The sequence below is a fragment of the Melissospora conviva genome, assembly GCF_049523535.1.
Classification (GTDB): Bacteria; Actinomycetota; Actinomycetes; order Mycobacteriales; family Micromonosporaceae; genus Melissospora; species Melissospora conviva.
The window spans coordinates 145,729-167,287 of the sequence record NZ_JBLLDT010000009.1; the positions used below are offsets into that span (position 1 = coordinate 145,729).

Sequence of the window (21,559 nt, forward strand, 5' to 3'; positions counted from 1 at the left end):
CTTCGTGCTCGATCGATGCGGGTCAGAACCCGAGGTAGAGGTGGCGCAGTTCGTCGTCGGAGCGCAGCCGCTCGGCGTCGGCGGTGCTGACGACCTGCCCCAGCGACATCACCACGCCCTGGTCGGCCACCGAGAGCGCACTGCGCACGTTCTGCTCGACCAGCAGCACGGTCAGGCCGGTGCGTTCGCGCAGCCGGCGCAGCAGGCCCATGATCTGGGCGGTGACGCGGGGCGCGAGCCCCAGCGACGGCTCGTCGAGCAGCAGCAGCCGGGGCCGGGCCATCAGGGCACGTCCCAGCGCCAGCATCTGGCGCTCGCCACCGGAGAGCTGGTGCCCGGCGTGCCGGCGGCGCTGGGCGAGCGGGGGGAAGAGCTCGTAGACCTCGGCCAGGGTCTGCTTGGCCGCGGCCCGGTCCCGGCGCCAGAGACCACCCAGGCGCAGGTTCTCGTCCACGGTCAGCTCGGTCACCACGCCGCGCCCCTCCGGCACGTGCGCCACGCCGCGGCGGACCACCTGCTCGACGGGGACGCCGTGCAGGCTGACCCCGTCGTAGCGGATCTCGCCGGAGCTGGGGCGCAGCAACCCGGAGAGGGTGCGCAGCAGGGTGGTCTTGCCGGCCCCGTTGGCGCCGAGCACGGCGGTAATGCTGCCGGCGTGCACGGTGAGGTCGATCTCGCGCAGCACGGGTGCGGCGCCGTATCCGGCGGTCAGACCCCGGACGCTGAGCAGTTCGGTCGTCATCGGACCCCCTCCGGCTTCACCACGGCGCCGGCCTCGGCGTTGTCGGCGCCGTGTTCGGCGTCGGTGTCGGCGTCCGCATCGGTGTCGGCGTCCGCATCGGCGGGCTCGGCGCCGAGGTACGCCTCCGCGACGGCCGGGTCGTCGCGGATGTCGTCCGGGCTGCCGGCGGCGATGCGCCGGCCGAAGTCGAGCACGACTATCTCGTCGCAGACCGACATGACCAGGTCCATGTGGTGCTCCACCAGCATCACCGCGCAGCCGTGCTCACGGGGCAGCGCGCGGATGAGCTCGCCCAGCTCGGCGATGTCCTCGCTGCCCAGCCCGCCGGCGGGCTCGTCGAGCAGCAGCAGCCGGGGCTCGGCGGCGAGCGCCCGGGCCAGGGCGACCCGTTTGCCCACGGCGTAGGGGAGCGTGCCGGGCAGGGCGCCGGCGTGGGCGGCGACGCCGAGTTCGGTGAGCAACTCGTACGCCCGCTCGCGCAACCGCTGCTCGTCGCGGTCACTGGGCGGCAGGCCGAAAAGCGCGGCCGCGAATCCGGCCCGGGCGCCGCCGGTGGCGCCGGCCATCACGTTCTCCAGCACGGTCAGCCCGGCGAAGAGCCCGACGCCCTGCAGGGTGCGGGCGATGCCGAGTCGGGTGAGCCGGTGCGGGCGGGGGCGGAACCGCGCGCCGTCCAGTGTCAGGGAACCACTGGAGGGAGCGACGAAGCCACAGATCACGTTGAAGAGCGTGGTCTTGCCGGCGCCGTTGGGCCCGATGACGCCGACGACCCGGCCCGGCGCGACCTGCAGGGAGACGTCGTCGAGAGCGGTCAGCCCACCGAAGCGCACGCCGATGCCGTGCAGGGCGAGGCCGTCGGTGGTACGGGGTTTTCCGGTGCCAGGTGCGGTCATCGTCGACCTCGGGATCTGCGACGTACGGAAGGGGGGTGGGCGGCAGCCCGTGTTCTTACACTGAGACTGTACATTTATGAGGATCGCCGTCAATCCCTTGTTACGGCGCTGTTACCTCCGTCCAGCCAGGAGGATCGCGGGACCGGGACAGCGGGACGCACCCAGGACCGCGGACGGCGCTCCGGCGGGATCAGCGGGTCGGCGCCAAGAACCGCGCTCGAGCTGCCACAACGGCATCAGCCGTCAGACGACGGGTCAGCCGGACGCTTGCCGGGGTCTGCGCACTCTCGATGCACGAGGCGCGGGTGCGAGCATGGCCGCCACCACCCGGTCCGGCCGTACGAGCACCGCCTGCGCGCCGGCCCGGGCCAGCCGGCGCCGCAGTTGCGGGGCATCCACAACGATTACCCCACTGCCGTCGCCGGCCGGGCGCGTCACCTCGAGGGCAACCTCGCCGGCCGGATGCGCCGGCCGGCCGATGTGGATGACACGGGCGGCGAACCGGGCGGCGAGCCGCCGGGCCCGCTCGTCGAGCGGCCCCGCCACGACGAGGGCGAAGCCGTCGCCGAGCAGGTCGTCCAAGCGGCACCGGCCGTGCGGGCCTTCGACCCAGGGCTGCGGCAGGCAACTGCCGACCAGTTCCCGCCCGCCGCGCAACCGCCGTCGGAGCGGGCGCCGCGGCGCGAGCGCACCGGCGGCCAGCGGCGGACTCGTCCGGCGCAGGGCCAGTCCGGTCGCTCCGGGTACCCGCCAGACAGCCGCCAGCACCACCCGCCGCAGCGCCGCAGCGCGGTCCTGTCCCCCGGTCATCGCCCAGCCGGCGACGACGGCCAGCCGGATGACACCCCGCACGTGGTGCCGGCGTTCGGTCTGGTAGCTGTCCAGCAGTGGTTCGGCGGCGTCGCCGCGCAGCACCGCCGCCAGCTTCCAGCTGAGGTTGTCGGCGTCGCGCAGACCGGCACCGAGGCCCTGGCCGATGAAGGGCGGAGTCTGGTGGGCGGCATCGCCCAGCAGGAAGATTCGGCCCGCCCGCCACCGGTCGGCCACCCGGGCCCGGAATGTGTACTCCGCCTGCCGCAGCACCCGCAGCCGGCCGGCCGGCACCGCCGCAGTCCACGGGGCGAGCAGTTCCCGCAGGCGTGTCGGCGCGGTCAGCTCCACTGCCTCTTCGCCGTCGGCGAGCCGGAACTCCCACCGGTAGCGGTCGGGCCCGACCTGCATGAAGGTCGCCACCCGCCGCGGATCGCAGACCTGGTGCACCCCCGGCCAGGCGCGCAGCGGATCGCCGCAGTGCACGTCGATCACCAGCCAGCGCTCGGTGAAACGCAGGTCCTCGAGCCGCGCGCCGATCAGGCGACACACCGTGCTGTCGGCGCCGTCGCAGCCGAGCAGCGCCGCAGCCGTCATCTCCCCGGTCCGCCCGTCCCCGGCGTCGCGCAGCCGCACCCGTACGCCCGCTGCGTCGTCGGCTGCCACCGCGTCGACCAGTTCGACACCAGAGCGCAACCGCACGAGCGGGTGCCGCGCCACCCGCCGCAGCAGCAGTCCCTCCAGATCCGGCTGGTCGAACATGTTGGCCTGCGGGTAGCCGTACGGGCCGGGTTCGGGGCTGCGGGGAAACTCTGCCATCACCCGGTGCCGGGCGTCGAGCAGCCGCAGACCCCGGCCCGGCCGGCTGTGGGCGAGGAACTCCTCCGCGACACCCGCGCGCTGCAGGACCCGGACCGCCTCGTCGTCCAGATGCACCGCCCGCGGCAGCGGGTACGGCGTCGGATGCCGCTCCAGCAGCACGACCGGCTGACCGTGCCGGGCGAGCAGCAGCGCGGCCACCAGCCCGGTCGGCCCGGCGCCCGCCACCACCACCGGCAGCGGAGCCCCGGGTACGGCCGCGTCTGTCATTGGCCTGTCGCCTCCGGATCGTCGGCGTTCCTGGACGGGCGGAATTCGGCGGATCGGGTGCCCATTATCGCCGCGACCGGCAGCCTGAGCCGCGCAATCAATGGACAGTGGACGATAGCGCTGCGCTGCCCGATGTCCGGCTAGTCACATCCGCGCTTGTCGACCCCTGTCAGGCGGGTAAGCCCGACATGTGCGAAGCTGCGACGATCTTGTGAAGTCGTCACGTCATATCTGGGAGGTTCTGCTGTGGAATGGTTCTGGTTGATCCTGGCACTACTGCTGGGGATCACCGCCGGTTGGCTGTTCGTGGGACGCAGCCGGCGTCGGGAAGGAGTGCAGGGCGCTCCGGCCACCGGCACCAGCGGAGTCACTGCCCCGCCCACCGCCGGACCGGATCCCTCCGCCGTGGAACAGCCCGCCACCGCGGTGGCCGCCCCCTCCCCCGCCGCCGCCGATGCGACCGTCGAGCCCGACAAGACCGCAACGCCCGACAAGACCGCAGCGCCCGAAGAGACCGTCGAGCCGGCGGTCACGACGCCCACCCAGGCCGTCACTGACTCCACCCCTGGCCCGGCCGCCACTGCCGAGCCCGCCCCGGCCGCCACCGCCGAGCCCACCGTGCCGGCCCCCACCGAGCCCGAGACGGTCTCCACCCCGATCGAGGCCACCCCGGCCGAGACCACCCCGGCCGAGACCACCCCGGCCGAGGCCACCCCGATCGAGGCCACCCCGGCCGAGGCCGTCGACACCCTGCCGGTGCACTCCCCCGTCGAGGACGTCGTCGCGACGCCGGCAGAGCTCGCGTCGGCCCCCGACCTCGCCGAGCCCGTCGTGTCCACGCCGGCCGAGGAGGTCGCTACCACCCCCGAGGCGCCGGTCGCCACACCTGCCCCTGTGGAGCCGGCCGCCACGCCCGCATCCGCAGAGCCGATCGCCACGACCGACACCGCAGAACTGGCCGCCAGGCCCGCATCCGCGGAGCCGGTCGCCACGCCCGCCCCCGCGGAGCCGGTCGCCACGCCCGCACCCACGGAACCGGTCGCTGCGCCCGCACCCACGGAACCGGTCGCGACGACCGACACGGCCGGCGACGATCTGCGTCGTATCGAGGGCATCGGGCCGAAGATGGCCGCCGCCCTGCAGGCCGCCGGGATCACCGGCTTCCGGCAGCTGGCAGAGGCGAGCGAGGACGATCTGCGCCAGGCGCTGCGCGCCGCCGGCGTGCGGATGACCAAGAGCCTGCCCACCTGGCCGCAGCAGGCGAAGATCCTCGCCGGTGACCCGGTCGCCGCGGCAGTCTTCACCGCGCCGAGCGCCGGCGACGCCGCGACCGACTGAGTCATTCACGACCGGCTGACCGCGGTCACCCGGCTTGCGGCTGCTGCGCCCGATCCTGATCGGCGGCCGGGTCGTCGTCAGCGACAGGCGGCGACCCGGGCAGCCGTACGGTCACCGTTGTCTCCCCCGGTCGGCTGCGCAGCCCGACGGCGCCGCCATGGGCCTCGACGACCGCCGCCACGATCGCCAGCCCGAGCCCGGTGCTGCCGGCCGCCCGCGACCTCGAGGTGTCGCCCCGGGCGAACCGTTCGAAGACCTTGGGCCGCAGCTCGGCGGGGATCCCCGGCCCGGTGTCGGAGACCGTGATCGTCGCACCGCCGTCGCGCTCAGCGCGCAGACTGGTGACGACCCGCGTGCCGGCGGGGGTGTGGGCGCGGGCGTTGGTCAGCAGGTTCGCCACCACCTGGTGCAGGCGCGCCCGGTCGCCCTCGACGAGCACCGCCTCCTCGGGGACCGCCAGCAGCCACTCGTGCTCCGGTCCGGCCGCGTGCGCATCGCCGACCACGTCGATCACCAGCGCGGTCAGGTCGACCGGCTCGACAACGAGGGGACGCCCGGAGTCCAACCGGGCCAGCAGGAGCAGATCGTCGACCAGGGTGCTCATCCGCAGGCTCTCGGACTCGATGCGCCGCAGCGCGTGGGCGATCTGCGGGGGCACCTCCTCCCGGCCGCGCCGGGTGAGCTCGGCGTAGCCGCGGATCGCCGCCAGCGGCGTACGCAGCTCGTGGCTGGCGTCGGCGACGAACTGCCGTACCCGGGTCTCGCTGGCCTGGCGCACGCGCAGCGCGACGGCGACGTGGGCCAGCATCCGGTTGAGGGCCGCCCCGACCTGCCCGACCTCGGTCTGCGGGTCGGTGTCGCGCTCGGGAACCCGCACCGAGAGCGCGACCTCACCGCGGTCCAGCGGCAGCTCGGAGACCCGGGTGGCGGTGGCGGCCATCCGGCGCAGTGGGCGCAGCGCGCCGCCCACGATCAGGGTCCCGGCGGTCCCGGCGACGGCCAGGCCGAGGACGGCCAGCGCGGTCTCGACGGCGACCATCCACCAGACGGCCCGTTCCACATCGGTCAGCGGCAGGCCGGTGACGACGACCTCGCCGTTCCCGGCGGCGACCGCGACCAGCCGGTACGACCCGACGGAGCCCAGCCCACGGGTGACCGGTCCCGCGCCGACCGGCAGGCCGGTGAGCACCGGGTACTGCTCGGCGGCGAGGCTCTCCCGGTTCGGTTCGGCGTCGGGGCGGAAGATCTGCGCCCGGACGACCTCGTCGCCGGCGAGGCGGGCGGAGAGGGTGCCGGCGGGCTGACCGGGTGGGAAGGCGTCGGGCGGGTTGCGGTCCCCGCGACCGCCACGCTCGGGTCCCACCCGGGCTGCGGCGGTGGCGAGCTGGTTGTCGAGCTGGGCGACGAGGAACTGCCGCATGGCGACGGTGGAGACCGCGCCGATGGCCAGGGAGACCAGGGCGATCAGTGCCAGCACGGCGGCGATCAGGCGGGTTCGCAACGACCAGCGGCCCGGTCCCCGCAGTCGGCGGCCCGGGGAGGACTCAGTCCGCGGGGCGGAGGACATAACCGGCGCCGCGCAGCGTGTGGATCATGGGTGCCCGGCCGGCGTCGATCTTCTTGCGCAGGTAGGAGATGTAGAGCTCCACGACATTGGCCTGCCCGCCGAAGTCGTAGTGCCAGACCCGGTCGAGGATCTGGGCCTTGCTCAGCACGCGGCGCGGATTGCGCATCAGGTACCGCAGCAGCTCGAACTCGGTGGCGGTGAGGGTGATCGGTTCGCCACCGCGAAAGACCTCGTGGCTCTCCTCGTCCAGCCGCAGGTCACCCACGACGAGCTCCGACTCGCCGCTGCGCACTCCCGTGCCGGAGCGCCGCAGCAGCGCCCGCAGCCGGGCGACGACCTCCTCCAGGCTGAACGGCTTGGTCACGTAGTCGTCGCCGCCGACGGTCAGGCCGGCGATGCGGTCCTCGACCGCGTCGCGGGCGGTCAGGAAGAGCACCGGTACGTCCCGGCGCTGCGCGCGCAGCCGGCGCAGCACCTCGAACCCGTCGAGGTCGGGCAGCATGACGTCCAGCACCATCACGTCGGGGCCGAACTCCCGGGCGAGGCGGAGCCCTTCCGCGCCGGAGCCCGCGCCGCGTGCGTCCCAGCCCTCGTAGCCCAGGGCCGTGACCAGCAGATCGGCCAGGGTCGGTTCGTCGTCGACGACCAGCACCCGCACCGGGGATCCGTCGGGCCGGCGCATCTCGACAGCAGGTCTCATCGTGGTGACCATGCTGCCATCCTGAGCCGCCGACCTGTGCCGTTCCCCATGGCTGGCTGTGTGCCCGCTGTGACCGACGCCCGGGTCCGGCTGCGCCGGGGGGCACCGGCGGCGGCGGTCAGCCGCGGCAGGTCAGCACCGGCAGGTCAGCCGCGGTAGGTCAGCACCGCGGAGACGAGCCGCACGATCGAGTCGCGCAGCGCCATGAAGGACTCCGGCCGGCCGGAGTCGGGTCCGAGCCCCCGGTACGGGTCGACCACCTGAAGCAGCAGCTCGTTGAGCCCGCCGACCAGGGCGATCGCCAGCTGCGGGGTCAGCGGCGCCACCTCCGGGTTGGCCGGGCGACCCGCTTCGACGACCTCGACCAGCGTCTCGGCGACCCGCAGCTGGCTGCGCTGACGCAGCCGGTACGCGCGCGCCCCCGCCGCCTGCATCTCGACCAGCACGATCCTGCTCACCGCGGGCACTGCGTCGAGCAGGGCGAGGTAGGCGGTGACGATCACCTCGACCTGTTCCCGCCAGGGCCGGTCGGGGTGGCCACCGCTGCGCAGCACGTTCATCAGCTGCGCCGACGCGTCGGAGTAGAGCGCCATCAGGCACTCCTCCTTGTCGGCGAAGTGTTCGTAGAATGTGCGTTTGGAGACCCGCGCGTGCGCCACGATCTCGGCGATGGTGGCCCCGGCGTACCCCTTTTCGGCGAGGACCTCGGCGAGGCCGGTGGTGAGGTCGCGGCGGATCTCGTCGCCGCTGCGGACGCCGATCCGGACCGGCCGTGCTGCCATCTTCCGCTCCTGCCTCACCCGGTGATAACTTGCCGGTACCTGTTGGTACCGCACGGTACCACCCGCGATCCGGCGCAAGGAGACAACGATGACCAGCCCGCAGCTGCACCGGGTCCGCATCGCCGTGATCGGGGCGGGTTTCGGCGGCATCGGCGCCGCCATCCGGCTCAAACAGCAGGGCTACCAGGACTTCGTGCTGCTCGACCGCGGCGACGAGGTGGGCGGCACCTGGCGGGACAACTCCTACCCGGGCTGCGCCTGCGACGTCCCGTCGCACCTGTACTCGCTCTCCTTCGCCCCCAACCCGCACTGGAGCCGCAGCTTCTCGGGCCGGCCGGAGATCTTCGCGTATTTGCGGCGGGTCGCCGACGAGCACCACCTGCGCCCGCACCTGCGCCTGCGGCACGAGGTCCTCGGCGCCCGCTGGGACGCCGAGCAGGGCTGCTGGCTGATCGACACCTCACAGGGCGGCTACCAGGCCGAATTCCTGATCGCCGCCGGCGGGCCGCTCTCCGAGCCGGCCATCCCGGAGCTGCCCGGGCTGGGCGAATTCACCGGCGAGATGTTCCACTCCGCACGCTGGCGCCACGACCTGGACCTCACCGGCCGTACCGTCGCGGTGGTCGGCACCGGCGCCTCGGCCATCCAGTTCGTGCCGCAGATCGCCGGCCAGGTCGGGCGACTGCACCTGTTTCAGCGCACCGCGCCCTGGGTGATGCCCCGCGCCGACCGGCCGATCACCGCCGCCGAGCGCGCGCTGTTCCGCCGCTCGTCCCTGGCCCGGCGGGCGGTACGCGCCGGCATCTACTGGGGTCGCGAGCTGCAGGCGACGGCCTTCCTGCGCCCGGCGCTGATGCGGGCCGGTCAGGCCGTGGCAAGCCGCCACCTGCGCCGGGCCGTCGCCGATCCCACGCTGCGGGCAGCGCTGACCCCTGGCTACACGATGGGCTGCAAGCGGGTGCTGCTCTCCAACGACTACTACCCGGCGCTGACCCGCGACAACGTCGAGGTGGTGCCGGGCGGAGTCGAGAAGATCCTCCCGGAGGGGGTGGTCGGCGACGACGGCAGCGTCCGCAAGGTCGACACCATCATCTTCGGTACCGGGTTCCACGTCACCGACGTGCCGATCGCCCGGCTGATCACCGGCCGCGACGGCCGCACCCTCGCCGAGGCGTGGCAGGAGTCGATGCGGGCCTACCTGGGCACCTCGGTGGCCGGGTTCCCCAACCTCTTCCTGCTGCTCGGCCCGAACACCGGCCTCGGCCACACCTCGGTCGTCTTCATGATCGAATGCCAGATCGAGTACCTGCTTGGGCTGCTGCGCCACGCCGACCGGGTGGGCGCGCCGCTGGAACCGACGCAGCAGGCGCAGGACGAGTTCGTAGCCGGGATCGACCGGCGGATGCGCCGCACCGTCTGGTCCACCGGCGGCTGCCAGAGCTGGTACCTGGACGCCGGCGGCCGCAACTCGACCCTCTGGCCCGGCTACACCTGGTCCTACTGGCTGCGGACCCGCCGCTTCAGGCCGGAGGCGTTCCGTACCGTCCCGCCCGCGCGCCCGATGGCCGCGTCAACCGTCGTGGAGGAGAACCGGTGAAACAATCCCTGGCCGGCAAGGTCGTCTTCATCACCGGCGCCGCCCGCGGCATCGGCGCGCAGACCGCCCGGCTCGCCGCCGCCCGCGGCGCCCGGGTGGCCCTGGTCGGGCTCGAACCCGAGCGGCTGGCGGCCCTCGCGGCCGAACTCGGCGGCGACCATGCCTGGTTCGCCGCCGACGTCACCGACCAGGAGAGCCTGCGGGCCGCCGTCGCCGGCACCCGCGAGGCGCTCGGCCGCATCGACGTCGTGGTCGCCAACGCCGGCGTCGCCAGCCGGGGCACCATCGCCGTGGGCGACGTCGAAGCCCTGGTACGCACCGTGGAGATCAACCTGATCGGGGTGATGCGCACCGCCTCGGCAACCGTGGACGAGCTCATCGCCCGGCACGGCTACCTGCTGCTCGTCTCCTCCGCCGCCGCCTACGCCGCCCTGCCCGGGATGTCCGCCTACTGCGCCTCGAAGGCCGGGGTGGAACACTTCGGCAACGCCATCCGGCTGGAACTGGCCCACCGGGGCGTCCGGGTCGGCACCGCCCATCCGTCCTGGATCGACACCGATCTGGTCCGCGACGCCCGCGAGGACCTGCCCGCCTTCGACGCCGCCCTACGGCAGCTGCCCTGGCCGCTGGGGAGCACGACCTCCGTCGAGGCGTGCGCCGCCGCCTTCGTCCGCGCCATCGAACGACGCAGCCGCCGGGTGTACGTACCGGGGGTGGTGGCCGGGGTCGCGGCAATGCGCACGGCGCTGGTCAGCCCGCTCAGCGAGTGGGTCATCGGCCGTACCGCGCGCACCTCGGTGCCGCTGATGGAGGAGCAGGTCCGCGCCCTGGGCCGCGGGTTCGGCCGGCACACCCCGCCCGGCGCCGGGGTCACCGGGAGCCGGCCGTGAACGCGCCGCGGGTGGTCTTCGAACGCCGCGGCGCGGGCGAGCCGCTGGTGCTGCTGCACGGCATCGGCCACCACTGGCGGGCCTGGCTGCCGGTGCTGGACCGCCTCGCCGAGGTGCACGACGTCGTCGCCGTCGACCTGCCCGGCTTCGGCCAGTCGCCGCTGCCGGACGTGCCGCCGACGGACATGCACGGCCTGGTGGACGCCGTCGTGGAGATCTTCACGGAGCTGGGGCTGGAGCGGCCACACGTGGCCGGCAACAGTCTGGGCGGGGCGATCGCGCTGGAGCTGGCCGGGCGGGGCCAGGTCGCCTCGGCCACCGCTCTCTCCCCCGCCGGATTCTGCAGTTCGCGCGAGCTGCGCTGGGCGCTGGGGGTGCTCTCCGGCCACCGGATGGCGGCCCGGCTGCCCGAGCCGGTGCTGCGCGCGATGTTCCGGGTCGGGGTGCTGCGGCACCTGTCGTTCGGGATGATCCTGGCCCGCCCCGGGCGGCTCACCGTGGAGACGGCGCTCGCCGACGCCCAGGCGCTACGGGCGGCGAAGGCGTTCCGCATGATCGCAAAGGCGGGCCGTGGTTACGCCTTCAGCGGCGTCCCTGCGGTCCCGGTGACGGTGGCCTGGGGCACCCGGGACCGGATCCTGCCGTACCGGCAGTCACGGCAGGCCCGGACCCGCCTGCCACAGGCCCGGCATGTGGATCTCACCGGCTGCGGGCACGTGCCGATGCACGACGACCCGGAGCTGGTCGCCTCGGTCATCCTCGCGACCACGGGCGCGATCACACCGGACGGGACCGTCGCCGGCGGACCGGAGGGTGCCGGCGGCGACGGTTTCACGACGGGGTGACCGGGTAGCCGCAGCGTGGACCGATGGGAGGGCCACCAATGCGGGAACAAGGTAGCTGGCCGCACAAGGCCACCGCGACCGCCGAGGGCGGTCATGTGCACACCGACGACGGCGAGCTGTCCACGCCCCTGGCGTCACCGCTGGCGGCGCACAGCACCGGCCTGACCCCGGAGCAGCTGCTCGCGGCGGCGTTCGCCTCGTGCCTGCACCACGCCGCGGTCGAGGCGTCCGCCGACGTCACCGACGAAGCACACACCGTGCAGGTACGCGCCGAGGCGGAGCTGGGCCGCGACGACGACGGACGCTACCGGGCGGACGTACGCGCCAGTATCGCCTCGGCGGGCTTGTCCCGGGACCAGCTCAACGAGCTGGTGGAGTTCGCCGACCGCATCTGGCCGTTCTCCAGTGGGGACGACAGCCGCCACCGGCTGACGGTGACGGCGGTCCAGCCGGGCAACTCCGGACAGGGCTGACCGCAGCGGTCACAGCGAGCTCGCCGGCCGGAGAGGTCACGAGCCGGTCGCGCAGCCGAAGGCCACACCGGATGACAGGAAACGGGCGCGGCACCGATTTCGGTGACCGCGCCCGCTTTCGCTCTGAGTCAGGCTTCGTCCATGGAGAGCGAGATCGTGTCGGTCGGCACCCGGTGCGCTCCCGGGGTCACCGGGACGACCGGGCTGACCCCGTCGCCACCGCCGAAGCTCACTTCGCGCAGGATCCCGTCGACCCGCAGCTCGCGCAGCCGCCGGGCGTGCAGCGCCGCTTCGAACTCCCGCCGGGCCTGCACCGCCTCGGCGTAGGCGCGTTCGCGGACCAGCCGGGCCTCCTCGTAGGCGGCGGCGAGCTCGGTGCGGGCCTGCGCCAGCAGCTCACCGGCCTGGGACCGGGCCTCGGACAGCACCTGTGCGGGCGACACCGGCGGCAGCGCGGGCGCCCCCGAAAGCAGACCCCGCACCCGGTCGATCTCCTGGCACACCAGCTCCGGCCCGGCCTCGGTCCCCGCCCGGCCCGCCAGGTCCGCCAGCCGGGTTTCCAGATCCTGCAGGCAGGACTCCACCTGCCGGCGGTCATAACCGAGTGGTACGACTGAGAATCTCATGCTTCGCCCCCCAGGCAGCAGTCTCATTTCCCACCTGGAATCCTCGCGACTGCCGCGGCGGTCTGCGGGCCGATCGGCGAAATTGCCCGGTCCGTCTGCGAAACGACGGACGCCGCCCCTCCTGGCAAGGGGGACGGCGTCGGACGAGCAGGACGTCAGGAGCGCTTGGGCAGCACCACGACGCGACCGAAGAACTCGTCGATGCGACGGACCACGTCGTTGAAGTCGTCGAGGTCGATCGGCTTGGTGACGTAGGCGTTCGCCTGCAGCGTGTAGCTGCCGAGAATGTCGGTGTCGGCGTTGGAGGTGGTCAGCACCACGATGGGGATCGTCCGCAGGTCCTCGTCGGTCTTGACCGCGCTGAGCACCTGCCGCCCGTCCATCCGCGGCATGTTCAGGTCCAGCAGGATCATGTCCGGCCGGGCGGCGGTGGTGTGCCGGCCCTCCCGGCGCAGAAACTCCATCGCCTCCTCCCCGTCACTGACGACGTCGATCACCTTGTCGATGTCGGAGCCGTCCAGGGCTTCCTCGATCATCAGAACGTCGCCCGGGTCGTCATCCACCACCAGGATGCGAACCGGGGTCGGGGCAGCAACGCCCATGTCAACCTGCCTAATTTCGGTGATGGGTAGCGGCGGCCGTACGGCCGACACTGGCGGGGCAATCTAACCACTCGGCTCGTGTGTGTCCTGACGGTGGCCGAGGACGTCGGCCAGTCCGCTCAGCCGCAGGAGCCGGGCGACGCGCCCGCTCGCGCCGGTCAGCCGCAGCCAGCCACCCGCGGCCGCCGCCTCGTTGTCGCCACGGACGAACGCGGACATCCCGGTGGAGTCGCAGAAAGTGAGGTCGCTCAGGTCCACCAGGAGCCGGTGGTGCCCGTCGCCGAGCAGCCCGCTGATGGCCTCTCCCAGCTGCGGGGTGCTGCTGATGTCGAGCTCTCCGGCGAGTCGCAGATGCGCCACGCCGCCTTGTTCGGTGCAGGAGAGGGTGAACGTCACGATCGCCGCCCTCCCGTCAAACACCGCAGAGGTATTTGCATTGCAGCAAGTATACGGATGGTGGCCGGAACCGCCGCCCGGCCCGGAGCCGGCCCTGGTGCCAGGGCGAACCGGACCTCACCCGCTCGTGATGAGCCCGCCGCCCCTCGCACCCGGCCGCCGTTTCGGTCCGGGCACCGGCGGGAACGCGCATCGATCAGCCAGCGAAGCGAGGTGAGGACGTTGCGCAAGCAGATGGTCGGCGACAACGAACGCCGCCGGGCGCTGTCCAGGCAGGCACGGGAACGCGGGCTGCAGGCCGGCGACACCGACGCCACCCTCGGCGCCAGCAAGCAGATCCGACACCTGGACCACACCGAACGCGACGGTCCCGCTCCGGCGGGGAACCACAAGCCCGACAGTACGCGCGGCGGTCCGGCCCCGCCGGCTGCCGGCACCGCGCAGCAGGAGTGGCCGCTGCGCAGCCCGGAACCGGGCAACGGGGTACGGCCGGTACCGATCGGCTACCGCGACCTTGTCTCCGACGTCGAGCGGCGTACCGGTGTCGACTTCCAGCAGGCCCGGGCCGGCGCCGAGGCGACCGTGGTCGCGCTGGCGCGGGCACTGCGGCAACAGGACCGCGAGCGGCTGCTGGCGGCGGTGCCGAACGAGCTGACGCAGGGGCACTCGGTCGAGGCCGAGGACGCCCGCGGCGATCTCGACGGCTTCCTCGCCGAGGTGGCCCGGATCAGCCGGCGTACGCCGGAGCAGGCGCGATACCAGGCGGAGGCGACCCTGGCCGCCCTCGCCGACCAGGACGCCCAGCTGCTCGGCTCGCTCGACGTGCCGGCCGACCTGCGGCGGCTGCTCGGCACCGGTGAGGCCGATGGTCGCCCGATCGGCCCGCAGGGGCACACCCGGCAGCTGACCGGCCCGGAGCTGGACGCCGCGCTGGCGGAGCTGCCCCAGTGGTCCGGCACCGAGCAGGAGCTTTCCCGCACGATCCAGTTGCCGCGGGAGAACCTGCAACGCGTCCTTGAACGCTTGAAGCTGATGTCGGTCCAGCGGGCGCGGGGGCCGCAGATCGCCCGGCCCGCGCCGGACACGGCGGTGCTGACTGTGCGGACCGGCCGGGTGGGTGCGGTCACGAGCCTGGACGTCGAACTGGCCCACCGGATCGACGCGGAGATCGAGGCGGCCGGCGCCGGCGTGGGCGGCTGAGTCTCAGGGAGATCTCCGGTGCCGCCGGCTCGTCGGGTCGGCGGCACCGCGGTTGCCAGGTGGGGGCAGGCCAAGAGGGGCAGTCCCGGCCCGACAGCCCGATATGAGAGGTTGATTGGGTTTCGTCCAGCTGCTGGTGGGTAGCCGCGCCGGATGCGGACCGCGGATGACAGGCGCACCGCCCGACGGGTCCTGATCACCGTCGGGGTGCTCCTGCTCACCCTGCTGGCACTGGTTCTGCTCTATGCCGCCCGGCAGGTGCTGGTCTGTGCCCTCCTGGCGATCTTCCTTGCCGTCACCCTCAACCCGCTCGCGGACTGGACCCAGCGGCGGGTGGTGCGACGGCGCACGCTCGCCACCCTGCTGGCCTTCCTCGCGGCGCTGGTCGTGATCACCGCCGTCACCGCGCTGATCGTGGTACCGCTGTCCCGGGACGTTTCCCGGTTCGCCGCCCACCTGCCGGAGACCGTCGACGAGATACGACGGGGGCAGGGCCCTCTCGGCTCGCTCTTCGAACGGATCGGCGTCTGGCGCTTCACCGAACGGCACCGGGACGAGATCCAGCAACTCGGCGACCGGCTGCGTACCCCCACCGTCCAGGTGCTGCGCGGCACCGTCCACGCGGTCGTCGGTTTCGTCGTGGTCGTGGTGCTGTCGTACCTGATGGTGCTCCAGGCACCGCGGATCCTGCGCTCGGCGGAGGCGATGCTCGCACCGGCACGGCGCCCGCAGGCGCGGCGCATCGGCCGGGAATCCGCCCACGCCGTGTACGGCTACGTCAGCGGCAACCTGCTGATCAGCGTCATCTGCGGCGTGCTGACCTTCGGGGTGCTGACCGCGACCGGCGTACGTTTCGCCGGGGTGATCGCCCTGCTGGTAGCCGTCGCCGACCTGATCCCGCTGATCGGGGCCACGATGGGCGCGGTCGTCGCCGTCGGCGCCGGTTTCCTGCACTCGGTCCGCGCGGGCATCGTGGTGATCGTGTTCATCCTGGTCTACCAGCAGCTCGAGGACCACCTCCTCCAGCCGGTGATCATGGGCCGCGCGGTGCGGCTGAGCCCGTTGACGGTGCTGCTGAGCATCCTGATCGGCGCGGAGCTGGCCGGCATCATCGGCGCCCTGCTGGCGATCCCGGTGGCCGGCATCATCCGGGTGCTGCTGCACGAATTCCGGGTCGCGCAACGGCTGTCGGGCGACGCCGGGCAACCGGACGCCGGCCCCGACCCCCCGTGCCCGGCCGGCCCGCATCCCCGCCCCGGCTGAGCGCCGGGTGGGCACGACCGGCCGTACCCATGCGAAGTACCGCGTGGGCCCGCCCCGGCCGCATCCATGCGAAGTACGACCCGTCCGCGCCGACCGGCCGGCACCGGTGCTGGTGGTCACCGGTGCCGGCCGGAGTCAGCGACGCGCCGGCAGCTCCGGAGCGGTGTTCTCCAGCGGCACATCGGCCGCGGGGACCAGACCCAGCCGCACGCTCTGCCGCGACAGAGCCGCGTCCAGCGCCCAGTCCGCACTTACCCGGGCACGGTTCGCCGGAATCATCAGCAGGTGGTATCCCCGGGTGACGATCTTGGCGAGCAGGCCGGCCATCGGCACCTTGAGCGGGTTCGCCGCGGCGTCCCGGCCCCCCAGGTCGACCACGAACCCCAGGTCGCGGTGCTCATAGCGGCGGCGTTGCCCCTGACCGAACGAGGCCGCGACGTTGCGGGCGGCGAGTTTTCCCTGACGCTGGGCGTGCTGGGCGGTCATCGGTGTGACCGCGCCGGGCTTCGTCAGGTCCGGCACCGCCGCGGCGTCGCCGCAGGCGAAGACGTCCGGGAAGCCCGGGACGTTGAGGTACTCGTCGACGACGAGCCGCCCCTTCTCGGTGCGCAGACCCAGGTCCTCGACGAAGGGATCCGGCCGCACCCCGACGCACCAGACGAGCGAGCAGGTGGGCAGAAAGTCGCCGTTGGTCAGCCGTACGCCGTTGCCGGTCGCCTCGGCCACCGAGATCCCCATCCGCACGTCCACCCCGCGGCCGGTCAGCACCCGGTGCGCGGTCTGCGACATCCGCTTGTCCAGCTCCGGCAGGACCCGCTCGGCGACGTCGAGCAGCACCCAGCGCGGCCGTACCGTCAGCCCTGGGTGCTTGGCGGCCAGGTCGTCGGTGAAGAGCTGCCCGTGTGCGGCGACCTCGGTGCCGGTGTAGCCGGCGCCGACCACGACGAAGGTGGCCCGGGCCTGCTGCTCGGCAGGATCGGTGGCAGCGGCGGCCCGTTCCACCTGCCGCACGATGTGGTCGTGCAGGAAGAGCGCCTCCGGGATGCCTCGGAAGCCGTGGGCGTACCGGGTGATGCCGGGGATCGGCAGCAGCTTGTTGACGCTGCCGACCGCGAGCACCAGGCGGTCGTAGGCGAGGCGTCCCGACTCCCCCTCCGCCTGCCGGTAGCTGACCCAGCGGTTCCTCAGGTCCATGCCGTCGGCCTCGCCGATGACCACGCGCACACCGTCGAGGGTGCTCAGCGGCACTGAGATCCGGCGCGGTTCGAGCACGCCGGCGGCGACCTCCGGCAGCAGCGGCAGGTACAGGAAGTAGTCGGTGGGGTTGAGCAGCACGATCTCGGCGCGCCCGCGCGCCAGCCGGGACAGCTTCCGGGCCGCGTGATACCCGGCGAATCCGGCACCCACGATCACCACACGGGGTTTGGTCATGTCGGTGCCGTTCCCGCAGGTCCCTGCGGCAAACACCGGCTCGCCCACGGGTGGGCGAGCCGGTGTCGGAGCAGTGTTGCTCAGCAGCGGTCTGCTCAGCGCCGGTCGGCGGGAATGTCTTCCTTTGCCGGCAGGGCGTTGCGGGTGGCGCGCAGGCTGGTGAGGGTCACCACGGTCAGGACGATCACGATGACGATGAGCGAGAGCTCGGTCGGGATGACGGGGACGCTCGGCCAGATCCCGTGCGCCCAGTGCAGCGCCAGCTTGAGGCCGATGAAGCCGAGGATGACGGCGAGGCCGTAGCTGAGGTGCACCAGACGGGCCAGCGCGGCGTGCAGCACGAAGTAGAGCGCCCGCAGACCCAGCAGCGCGAAGGCGTTGGTCGCGAAGACCAGGTACGGGTCCTCGGTGATGCCGAAGACCGCGGGTACCGAGTCGACGGCGAAGACGATGTCGGTGGCGAGCACCGCGACCACCGCCAGCGCCAGCGGCGTCAGGGCGCGCCTGCCGTCGTCCTGACGGATGGTCAGCCTGGTGCCGTGGTACTCGTCGGTGACCGGCATGAAGCGGCGCAGCAGCCGCACCGAGCGCATACCGGAGATGTCGACCTCTTGGTCGTGTCCCTGGATGGTGTCGCGCAGCAACTTGATCGCAGTGAAGATCAGGATGGCGGCGAAGAGCAGGAAGGCCCAGTCCAGGGTCTGCAGCGCGGCCGCCCCGAGGGCGATGAAGATGCCGCGCAGGATCAACGCGCCGGTGATGCCGAAGAGCAGGACCCGCTGGGCCAGGGCCGTCGGCACCGCGAAGGCGGCCAGCAGGAGCATGAAGACGAAGAGGTTGTCCACCGAGAGCGACTTCTCGACCACGTAACCGGTCAGATAGTCGACGCCCTCGCCGGAGCCGAAGCGTGCCCAGATGAAACCGCCGAAGGCCAGCGGCAGCGCGATGTAGAAGGCGGACCAGCCGAGCGCTTCCTTGATCGTGACTTCGTGGGGCTTGCGCGTGACGACGAAGTCCAGGACCAGCAGCGCGAGCACACCGGCGATGGTGCCGGCCCAGAGCATGGGCGAGCCGACCGAGCTCAGCTCAGAGGCGGCAAGATAGGGCATTTCGGTCACGAGGTCTCCTCGAACAGCATCGCATGTTCGAGGTCTCCTTCACCCACCACTTGATGGGCAACCACCCGAGGCGACTGCGTCGCCGTACTGACCGGAATGGTTCGTGGGAAGTACTCCCCTCGCTGCGAGTCAGATTAGGCGGCGGGGACCGGTTCGACAAGTCGACACGGCAGTTTCACCCTGCGGCGATGCGCCCGGCGACGCTGCGTGCTCACCCGACTCAGTCCAGGTAGCTCTCGCGCGGGGCCATCGCTGGTTCCACCAGGTCACGGTAGTCCTCGGGGAACTGCACGACCACGTCGTCGAACTCTTCCCCGGTGATCGCGTCACGCATGGTGACGAACACGGCGCGCACGCCGCTCTGGGCGGTGTGCGCGTGCACCTGCGCCCGCTCGGCGACCCGGCCGACGAACTCCGACCGGTCCACGTGCTCGGCCCGCTCGTCCTGCGGACGCGGGCTCATCAGGGTCTGCAGCGGCAGCGGCAGCTGAGCCGCCAGGTCCAGCGCCTCGCCGCCGGTCAGCCGCTCCTGCAGGGTGGCGAGCGTCGCCCGGGTAAGCGCCACGGCGACCTCGGAGTCGACGTGCGCCCGCCTCGACACCTCGCTGATGAACGTGTCGTAATCCATGCCGTTCTCCCCCGTCTGCCTGCTCGAGCGTCGGCGCGACGATGCGTCCCGCACCGGACACTGCCGCCTACCCGGCGGGTCCGCCGACAAACCGCACGCCGGCATGACCACCCGGCACAACAGCCGACGACCGTACGCGTGCGGGGGCGCGCGACGGGTAAGCGCGGGACGAACCGAACGTGAGGAGGGCGAACATGGTCAGCGCTTCCGAGGTGCTGCGGCACCTGACGAATCTGGACTACCCGGCGCAGCGGGACGAGGTGATCCACGAGGCGCAGCGGCAAGGCGCCCCGCAGGACGTCCTGAAGGCGCTGCACGGACTGCCACTGGTCTCCTACCGCAACGACCAGGAGATCGTCCGCTCCGCCGACCTTGACCCGGCACCAGAGCGGGACCGTTCGCAGCGGGCGGCGCAGGCACGTGACCGCCACGATCGGGTGGCCCAGCATCTGCGCGGACGATGACTGCGCCCTTCGGGGCGGCAACTGGCCGACGAGATCGTCGGCCGCCGGCAGGGGCGCGGGTCGGACAACCGGGCGAGGCGCCCGGCCGCGGAACCCGCGGCCGGGATCGCCACGCCCGACTGAGCTCGTAACGGTGATTCCACGCCCGCATCGGGTCGCGACCGCCGAGCGGCTGGCGCCCTTTCCGAACCGGGCAGGCACCCCAGCCAGGGCAAGCATACGAGATCGGTTCACCCGGCCGAGGTGTTTTCCGGATCGGCAGGGCGATTTCGTCACCCGTCAGCGGCGCTGCCCGAGGTCGATACGGGCGAGGCTGCCCACCAACCAGGAGAGCCGCTCGGGTTCGGCCGTGCCGGCCACTTCGGCGAGCTCCGCGGCGGAGCGGGCCAGCCCGAGTCTGCGGGCGGCGGCCAGGGCGCGCGCGTCGACCACCGGCGCGACCTCGGGCCAGAACGCCTGTGTTTCACGCAGGAAGAGGTCGACGACCCGGGCGTCCACTTCGGGCAGCTCCGTCAACAGGGCACGTTCACGTCCGGGCGCGCGCCGCGCGGCACTGCGCAACCGCCGCAGGTCACCGCCGTAGCGCTGCGCGACGGCATCCGCGAACCGGATTGTCGCCCCGGCGATCCGGTCCGGGTCGCGTTGCCACCGGCAGCCGCGCAGCAGCGCGGCAAGCTCGGCCGGCGGGAGGGCCGCCAGCCGTTTCGCGGTGCCCAGTCCCCGCTCGCGCAGCAACCGGGTGGTGCGTACCGCTCGATCGGGATCGCCGGGACGGGCCAGGAACATCGCCAGGCAGAGCAGCTGAAAGAGACTCGCCGGATTGTTGGTGACCGGCAGTCCGTACCCGGCGGCGAACCCCCGTCCATCGGCGACGAGTCGCCGGGCGGAGCGTCTGCGATCGGCGAGACTCGCGCGTGTCGGCATGGACGGCGGCTACCCGCTCGGCCCGCCGTCACGCCTGCGGCCCGGCGGGTCAGCGGCCGCGACCGTGCCGGTCGCGCGCCTTCAGCCGGACGGCGGGCATCGCCGGCGCCGGCAAAGGGTCCATCGGGTCGTTGCAGACGGCGCCGAAGCGTCGGCCGGCCATCCAGTCCTCGCGGGCCCGCACGATCTCCTCGTGGCTGCCGGCGACGAAGTTCCACCACATCACCAGCGGCTCGTCGAAGGGTTCGCCGCCGAGGAGCAGGACCCGGCTGCCCGCGGCGCCCCGGATCCGCAGCTGCGCGGCGCCGGGTGCCAGGTGCAGCAGCGCTCCGGGCACGAGTCGGCAGTCGGCCACCTGCGCCGCGCCGGAGAGCGCCAGGATCCCGTACTCGAAACAGGGGTCGGCCGCCAGCAGCAGCTCGCCATCGGCGGCGAACTCCAGCTGCGCGCCGACCAGCGGGCTGTGGACCACCGCGGGTGAGCGCAGACCACCGAGTTCACCGACCAGCAGCCGGACGGTGACCGGGCCGTCGGTCCAGGCCGGCAGCTCGGGGTGGTGGTCGAAGGCAGGCTCGCGATCCCGGTACGCCCGCGGCAGGGCCACCCAGAGCTGCACGCCGTGCATCAGTGGCGGATGCGGTTGCGGCGACTGCTCCGAATGCGCGATGCCGTGCCCCGAGGTCATCACGTTGAGCTGCCCGGGACGGATCAGCTGGTCGCTGCCGACGCTGTCGCGATGGCGGATCTGCCCGTCCAGCAGCCAGGTGACGGTCTGCAGGCCGGTGTGCGGGTGCGGCGCCACCTGCATACCGGGCCGGTCGTGCACGTCGTCGGGGCCGAAGTGGTCGACGAAGCACCAGGCGCCGACCATCCGCAGGTCGCGCTGGGGCAGCAGCCGGCGTACCACCGAGTACCGGCCGAGCGGCACGTCGTGCCCCGGCAGCAGCACGCTGCGCGGCTGGTCGAGAGCGCTCTCTTCGGCCGAGGCCGCCGACTGTCCGCTTTCCATGAGCCGACCATACGTGCCGGCCACGCTCGGCCGGCGGGTACGCGTTCGTGACACAGCACGGAGGCCGGGCGGTGTGCCCGGCCTCCGTGGTTGCGCTGCTGTTGTGGTTGCTCTTTGTCGGTGTCCGTCACCAGTGCTGGGCGACCAGCTCGGCGGCCTGGGTCTCCCACTG

The 21,559-nt window shown here is 72.8% G+C and carries 22 protein-coding genes; 8 read left to right on the forward strand and 14 right to left on the reverse strand.

Annotated elements, in window-relative coordinates:
* Window positions 1–22 precede the first annotated feature (22 nt).
* The 3 genes from ACK8GG_RS19270 to mhpA all read right to left on the reverse strand — a co-directional run bounded on the left by ACK8GG_RS19270 (window position 23) and on the right by mhpA (window position 3,534).
* On the reverse strand, window positions 23–742 hold the full coding sequence (locus ACK8GG_RS19270; RefSeq protein WP_440352006.1) for an ABC transporter ATP-binding protein: 720 nt from the start codon (window positions 740–742) through the stop codon (window positions 23–25).
* The gene (locus ACK8GG_RS19275) at window positions 739–1,635 is read right to left on the reverse strand and encodes an ABC transporter ATP-binding protein (RefSeq protein WP_440356920.1); all 897 of its coding nucleotides are present in this window, start codon (window positions 1,633–1,635) and stop codon (window positions 739–741) included. Before ACK8GG_RS19275 ends, ACK8GG_RS19270 begins: the two co-directional genes overlap by 4 nt.
* 255 nt (window positions 1,636–1,890) lie before the next feature.
* On the reverse strand, window positions 1,891–3,534 hold the full coding sequence (gene mhpA, locus ACK8GG_RS19280) for a bifunctional 3-(3-hydroxy-phenyl)propionate/3-hydroxycinnamic acid hydroxylase MhpA (RefSeq protein ID WP_440356921.1): 1,644 nt from the start codon (window positions 3,532–3,534) through the stop codon (window positions 1,891–1,893).
* Window positions 3,535–3,780: 246 nt separating this feature from the next.
* On the opposite strand from mhpA, the gene ACK8GG_RS19285 reads away from it, so the two are divergent.
* Window positions 3,781–4,872 carry a helix-hairpin-helix domain-containing protein gene (locus ACK8GG_RS19285; protein ID WP_440356922.1) on the forward strand — a complete coding sequence of 364 codons (1,092 nt, stop codon included), beginning with the start codon at window positions 3,781–3,783 and terminating at the stop codon, window positions 4,870–4,872.
* Between the two features lie 25 nt (window positions 4,873–4,897).
* On the opposite strand, the gene ACK8GG_RS19290 is transcribed toward ACK8GG_RS19285, so the two are convergent.
* From ACK8GG_RS19290 to ACK8GG_RS19300, 3 genes are all read right to left on the reverse strand, one after another.
* Complete coding sequence (locus ACK8GG_RS19290) at window positions 4,898–6,439, reverse strand: sensor histidine kinase (protein WP_440356923.1); 1,542 nt, start codon at window positions 6,437–6,439, stop codon at window positions 4,898–4,900.
* A complete protein-coding gene (locus ACK8GG_RS19295; RefSeq protein WP_440356924.1) occupies window positions 6,417–7,139 on the reverse strand; it encodes a response regulator transcription factor in 723 nt (240 codons plus the stop codon). Before ACK8GG_RS19295 ends, ACK8GG_RS19290 begins: the two co-directional genes overlap by 23 nt.
* Before the next feature lie 146 nt (window positions 7,140–7,285).
* Window positions 7,286–7,921 (reverse strand): TetR/AcrR family transcriptional regulator, encoded by a 636-nt coding sequence (locus ACK8GG_RS19300; protein WP_440353212.1) that lies wholly within the window; start codon window positions 7,919–7,921, stop codon window positions 7,286–7,288.
* Between the two features lie 88 nt (window positions 7,922–8,009).
* Between ACK8GG_RS19300 and ACK8GG_RS19305 the strand changes: the two genes are divergently transcribed.
* The 4 genes from ACK8GG_RS19305 to ACK8GG_RS19320 are packed head-to-tail and all read left to right on the forward strand — an operon-like array spanning window position 8,010 to window position 11,726.
* The gene (locus tag ACK8GG_RS19305; RefSeq protein WP_440353213.1) at window positions 8,010–9,518 is read left to right on the forward strand and encodes a flavin-containing monooxygenase; all 1,509 of its coding nucleotides are present in this window, start codon (window positions 8,010–8,012) and stop codon (window positions 9,516–9,518) included.
* On the forward strand, window positions 9,515–10,408 hold the full coding sequence (locus ACK8GG_RS19310) for an SDR family oxidoreductase (protein WP_440353214.1): 894 nt from the start codon (window positions 9,515–9,517) through the stop codon (window positions 10,406–10,408). Before ACK8GG_RS19305 ends, ACK8GG_RS19310 begins: the two co-directional genes overlap by 4 nt.
* Window positions 10,405–11,253 (forward strand): alpha/beta fold hydrolase, encoded by an 849-nt coding sequence (locus tag ACK8GG_RS19315; protein WP_440356925.1) that lies wholly within the window; start codon window positions 10,405–10,407, stop codon window positions 11,251–11,253. Before ACK8GG_RS19310 ends, ACK8GG_RS19315 begins: the two co-directional genes overlap by 4 nt.
* A gap of 38 nt (window positions 11,254–11,291) precedes the next feature.
* The gene (locus ACK8GG_RS19320) at window positions 11,292–11,726 is read left to right on the forward strand and encodes an OsmC family protein (RefSeq protein ID WP_440351996.1); all 435 of its coding nucleotides are present in this window, start codon (window positions 11,292–11,294) and stop codon (window positions 11,724–11,726) included.
* Between the two features lie 128 nt (window positions 11,727–11,854).
* Here ACK8GG_RS19320 and ACK8GG_RS19325 read toward each other — a convergent pair whose 3' ends face one another.
* The 3 genes from ACK8GG_RS19325 to ACK8GG_RS19335 all read right to left on the reverse strand — a co-directional run bounded on the left by ACK8GG_RS19325 (window position 11,855) and on the right by ACK8GG_RS19335 (window position 13,350).
* Window positions 11,855–12,352, reverse strand: a complete 498-nt coding sequence (locus ACK8GG_RS19325) for a F0F1 ATP synthase subunit B family protein (protein WP_440351995.1) — start codon at window positions 12,350–12,352, stop codon at window positions 11,855–11,857.
* A gap of 155 nt (window positions 12,353–12,507) precedes the next feature.
* Window positions 12,508–12,954 (reverse strand): response regulator, encoded by a 447-nt coding sequence (locus ACK8GG_RS19330; RefSeq protein WP_440353216.1) that lies wholly within the window; start codon window positions 12,952–12,954, stop codon window positions 12,508–12,510.
* Between the two features lie 63 nt (window positions 12,955–13,017).
* Window positions 13,018–13,350, reverse strand: a complete 333-nt coding sequence (locus ACK8GG_RS19335) for an STAS domain-containing protein (protein ID WP_440356926.1) — start codon at window positions 13,348–13,350, stop codon at window positions 13,018–13,020.
* 222 nt (window positions 13,351–13,572) lie between these two features.
* On the opposite strand from ACK8GG_RS19335, the gene ACK8GG_RS19340 reads away from it, so the two are divergent.
* Both ACK8GG_RS19340 and ACK8GG_RS19345 read left to right on the forward strand, forming a co-directional pair.
* Window positions 13,573–14,550, forward strand: a complete 978-nt coding sequence (locus ACK8GG_RS19340; RefSeq protein ID WP_440353217.1) for a DUF2267 domain-containing protein — start codon at window positions 13,573–13,575, stop codon at window positions 14,548–14,550.
* 153 nt (window positions 14,551–14,703) lie between these two features.
* Complete coding sequence (locus ACK8GG_RS19345; protein WP_440353218.1) at window positions 14,704–15,813, forward strand: AI-2E family transporter; 1,110 nt, start codon at window positions 14,704–14,706, stop codon at window positions 15,811–15,813.
* 135 nt (window positions 15,814–15,948) lie between these two features.
* On the opposite strand, the gene ACK8GG_RS19350 is transcribed toward ACK8GG_RS19345, so the two are convergent.
* From ACK8GG_RS19350 to ACK8GG_RS19360, 3 genes are all read right to left on the reverse strand, one after another.
* Entirely contained in the window at window positions 15,949–17,244 is a 1,296-nt protein-coding gene (locus tag ACK8GG_RS19350; protein ID WP_440353219.1) for an NAD(P)/FAD-dependent oxidoreductase, read from the reverse strand.
* Window positions 17,245–17,339: 95 nt separating this feature from the next.
* Window positions 17,340–18,353, reverse strand: a complete 1,014-nt coding sequence (locus ACK8GG_RS19355) for a TerC/Alx family metal homeostasis membrane protein (protein WP_440353364.1) — start codon at window positions 18,351–18,353, stop codon at window positions 17,340–17,342.
* A gap of 229 nt (window positions 18,354–18,582) precedes the next feature.
* A complete protein-coding gene (locus tag ACK8GG_RS19360; RefSeq protein ID WP_440351989.1) occupies window positions 18,583–18,990 on the reverse strand; it encodes a DUF2267 domain-containing protein in 408 nt (135 codons plus the stop codon).
* A gap of 194 nt (window positions 18,991–19,184) precedes the next feature.
* Here ACK8GG_RS19360 and ACK8GG_RS19365 point away from each other — a divergent pair, with 194 nt between their 5' ends.
* Window positions 19,185–19,454 carry a DUF2795 domain-containing protein gene (locus ACK8GG_RS19365; RefSeq protein WP_440351988.1) on the forward strand — a complete coding sequence of 90 codons (270 nt, stop codon included), beginning with the start codon at window positions 19,185–19,187 and terminating at the stop codon, window positions 19,452–19,454.
* A gap of 279 nt (window positions 19,455–19,733) precedes the next feature.
* On the opposite strand, the gene ACK8GG_RS19370 is transcribed toward ACK8GG_RS19365, so the two are convergent.
* Both ACK8GG_RS19370 and ACK8GG_RS19375 read right to left on the reverse strand, forming a co-directional pair.
* Window positions 19,734–20,378 (reverse strand): hypothetical protein, encoded by a 645-nt coding sequence (locus tag ACK8GG_RS19370; protein ID WP_440353220.1) that lies wholly within the window; start codon window positions 20,376–20,378, stop codon window positions 19,734–19,736.
* 49 nt (window positions 20,379–20,427) lie between these two features.
* Window positions 20,428–21,387 (reverse strand): pirin family protein, encoded by a 960-nt coding sequence (locus ACK8GG_RS19375; RefSeq protein WP_440356927.1) that lies wholly within the window; start codon window positions 21,385–21,387, stop codon window positions 20,428–20,430.
* Window positions 21,388–21,559 lie beyond the last annotated feature (172 nt).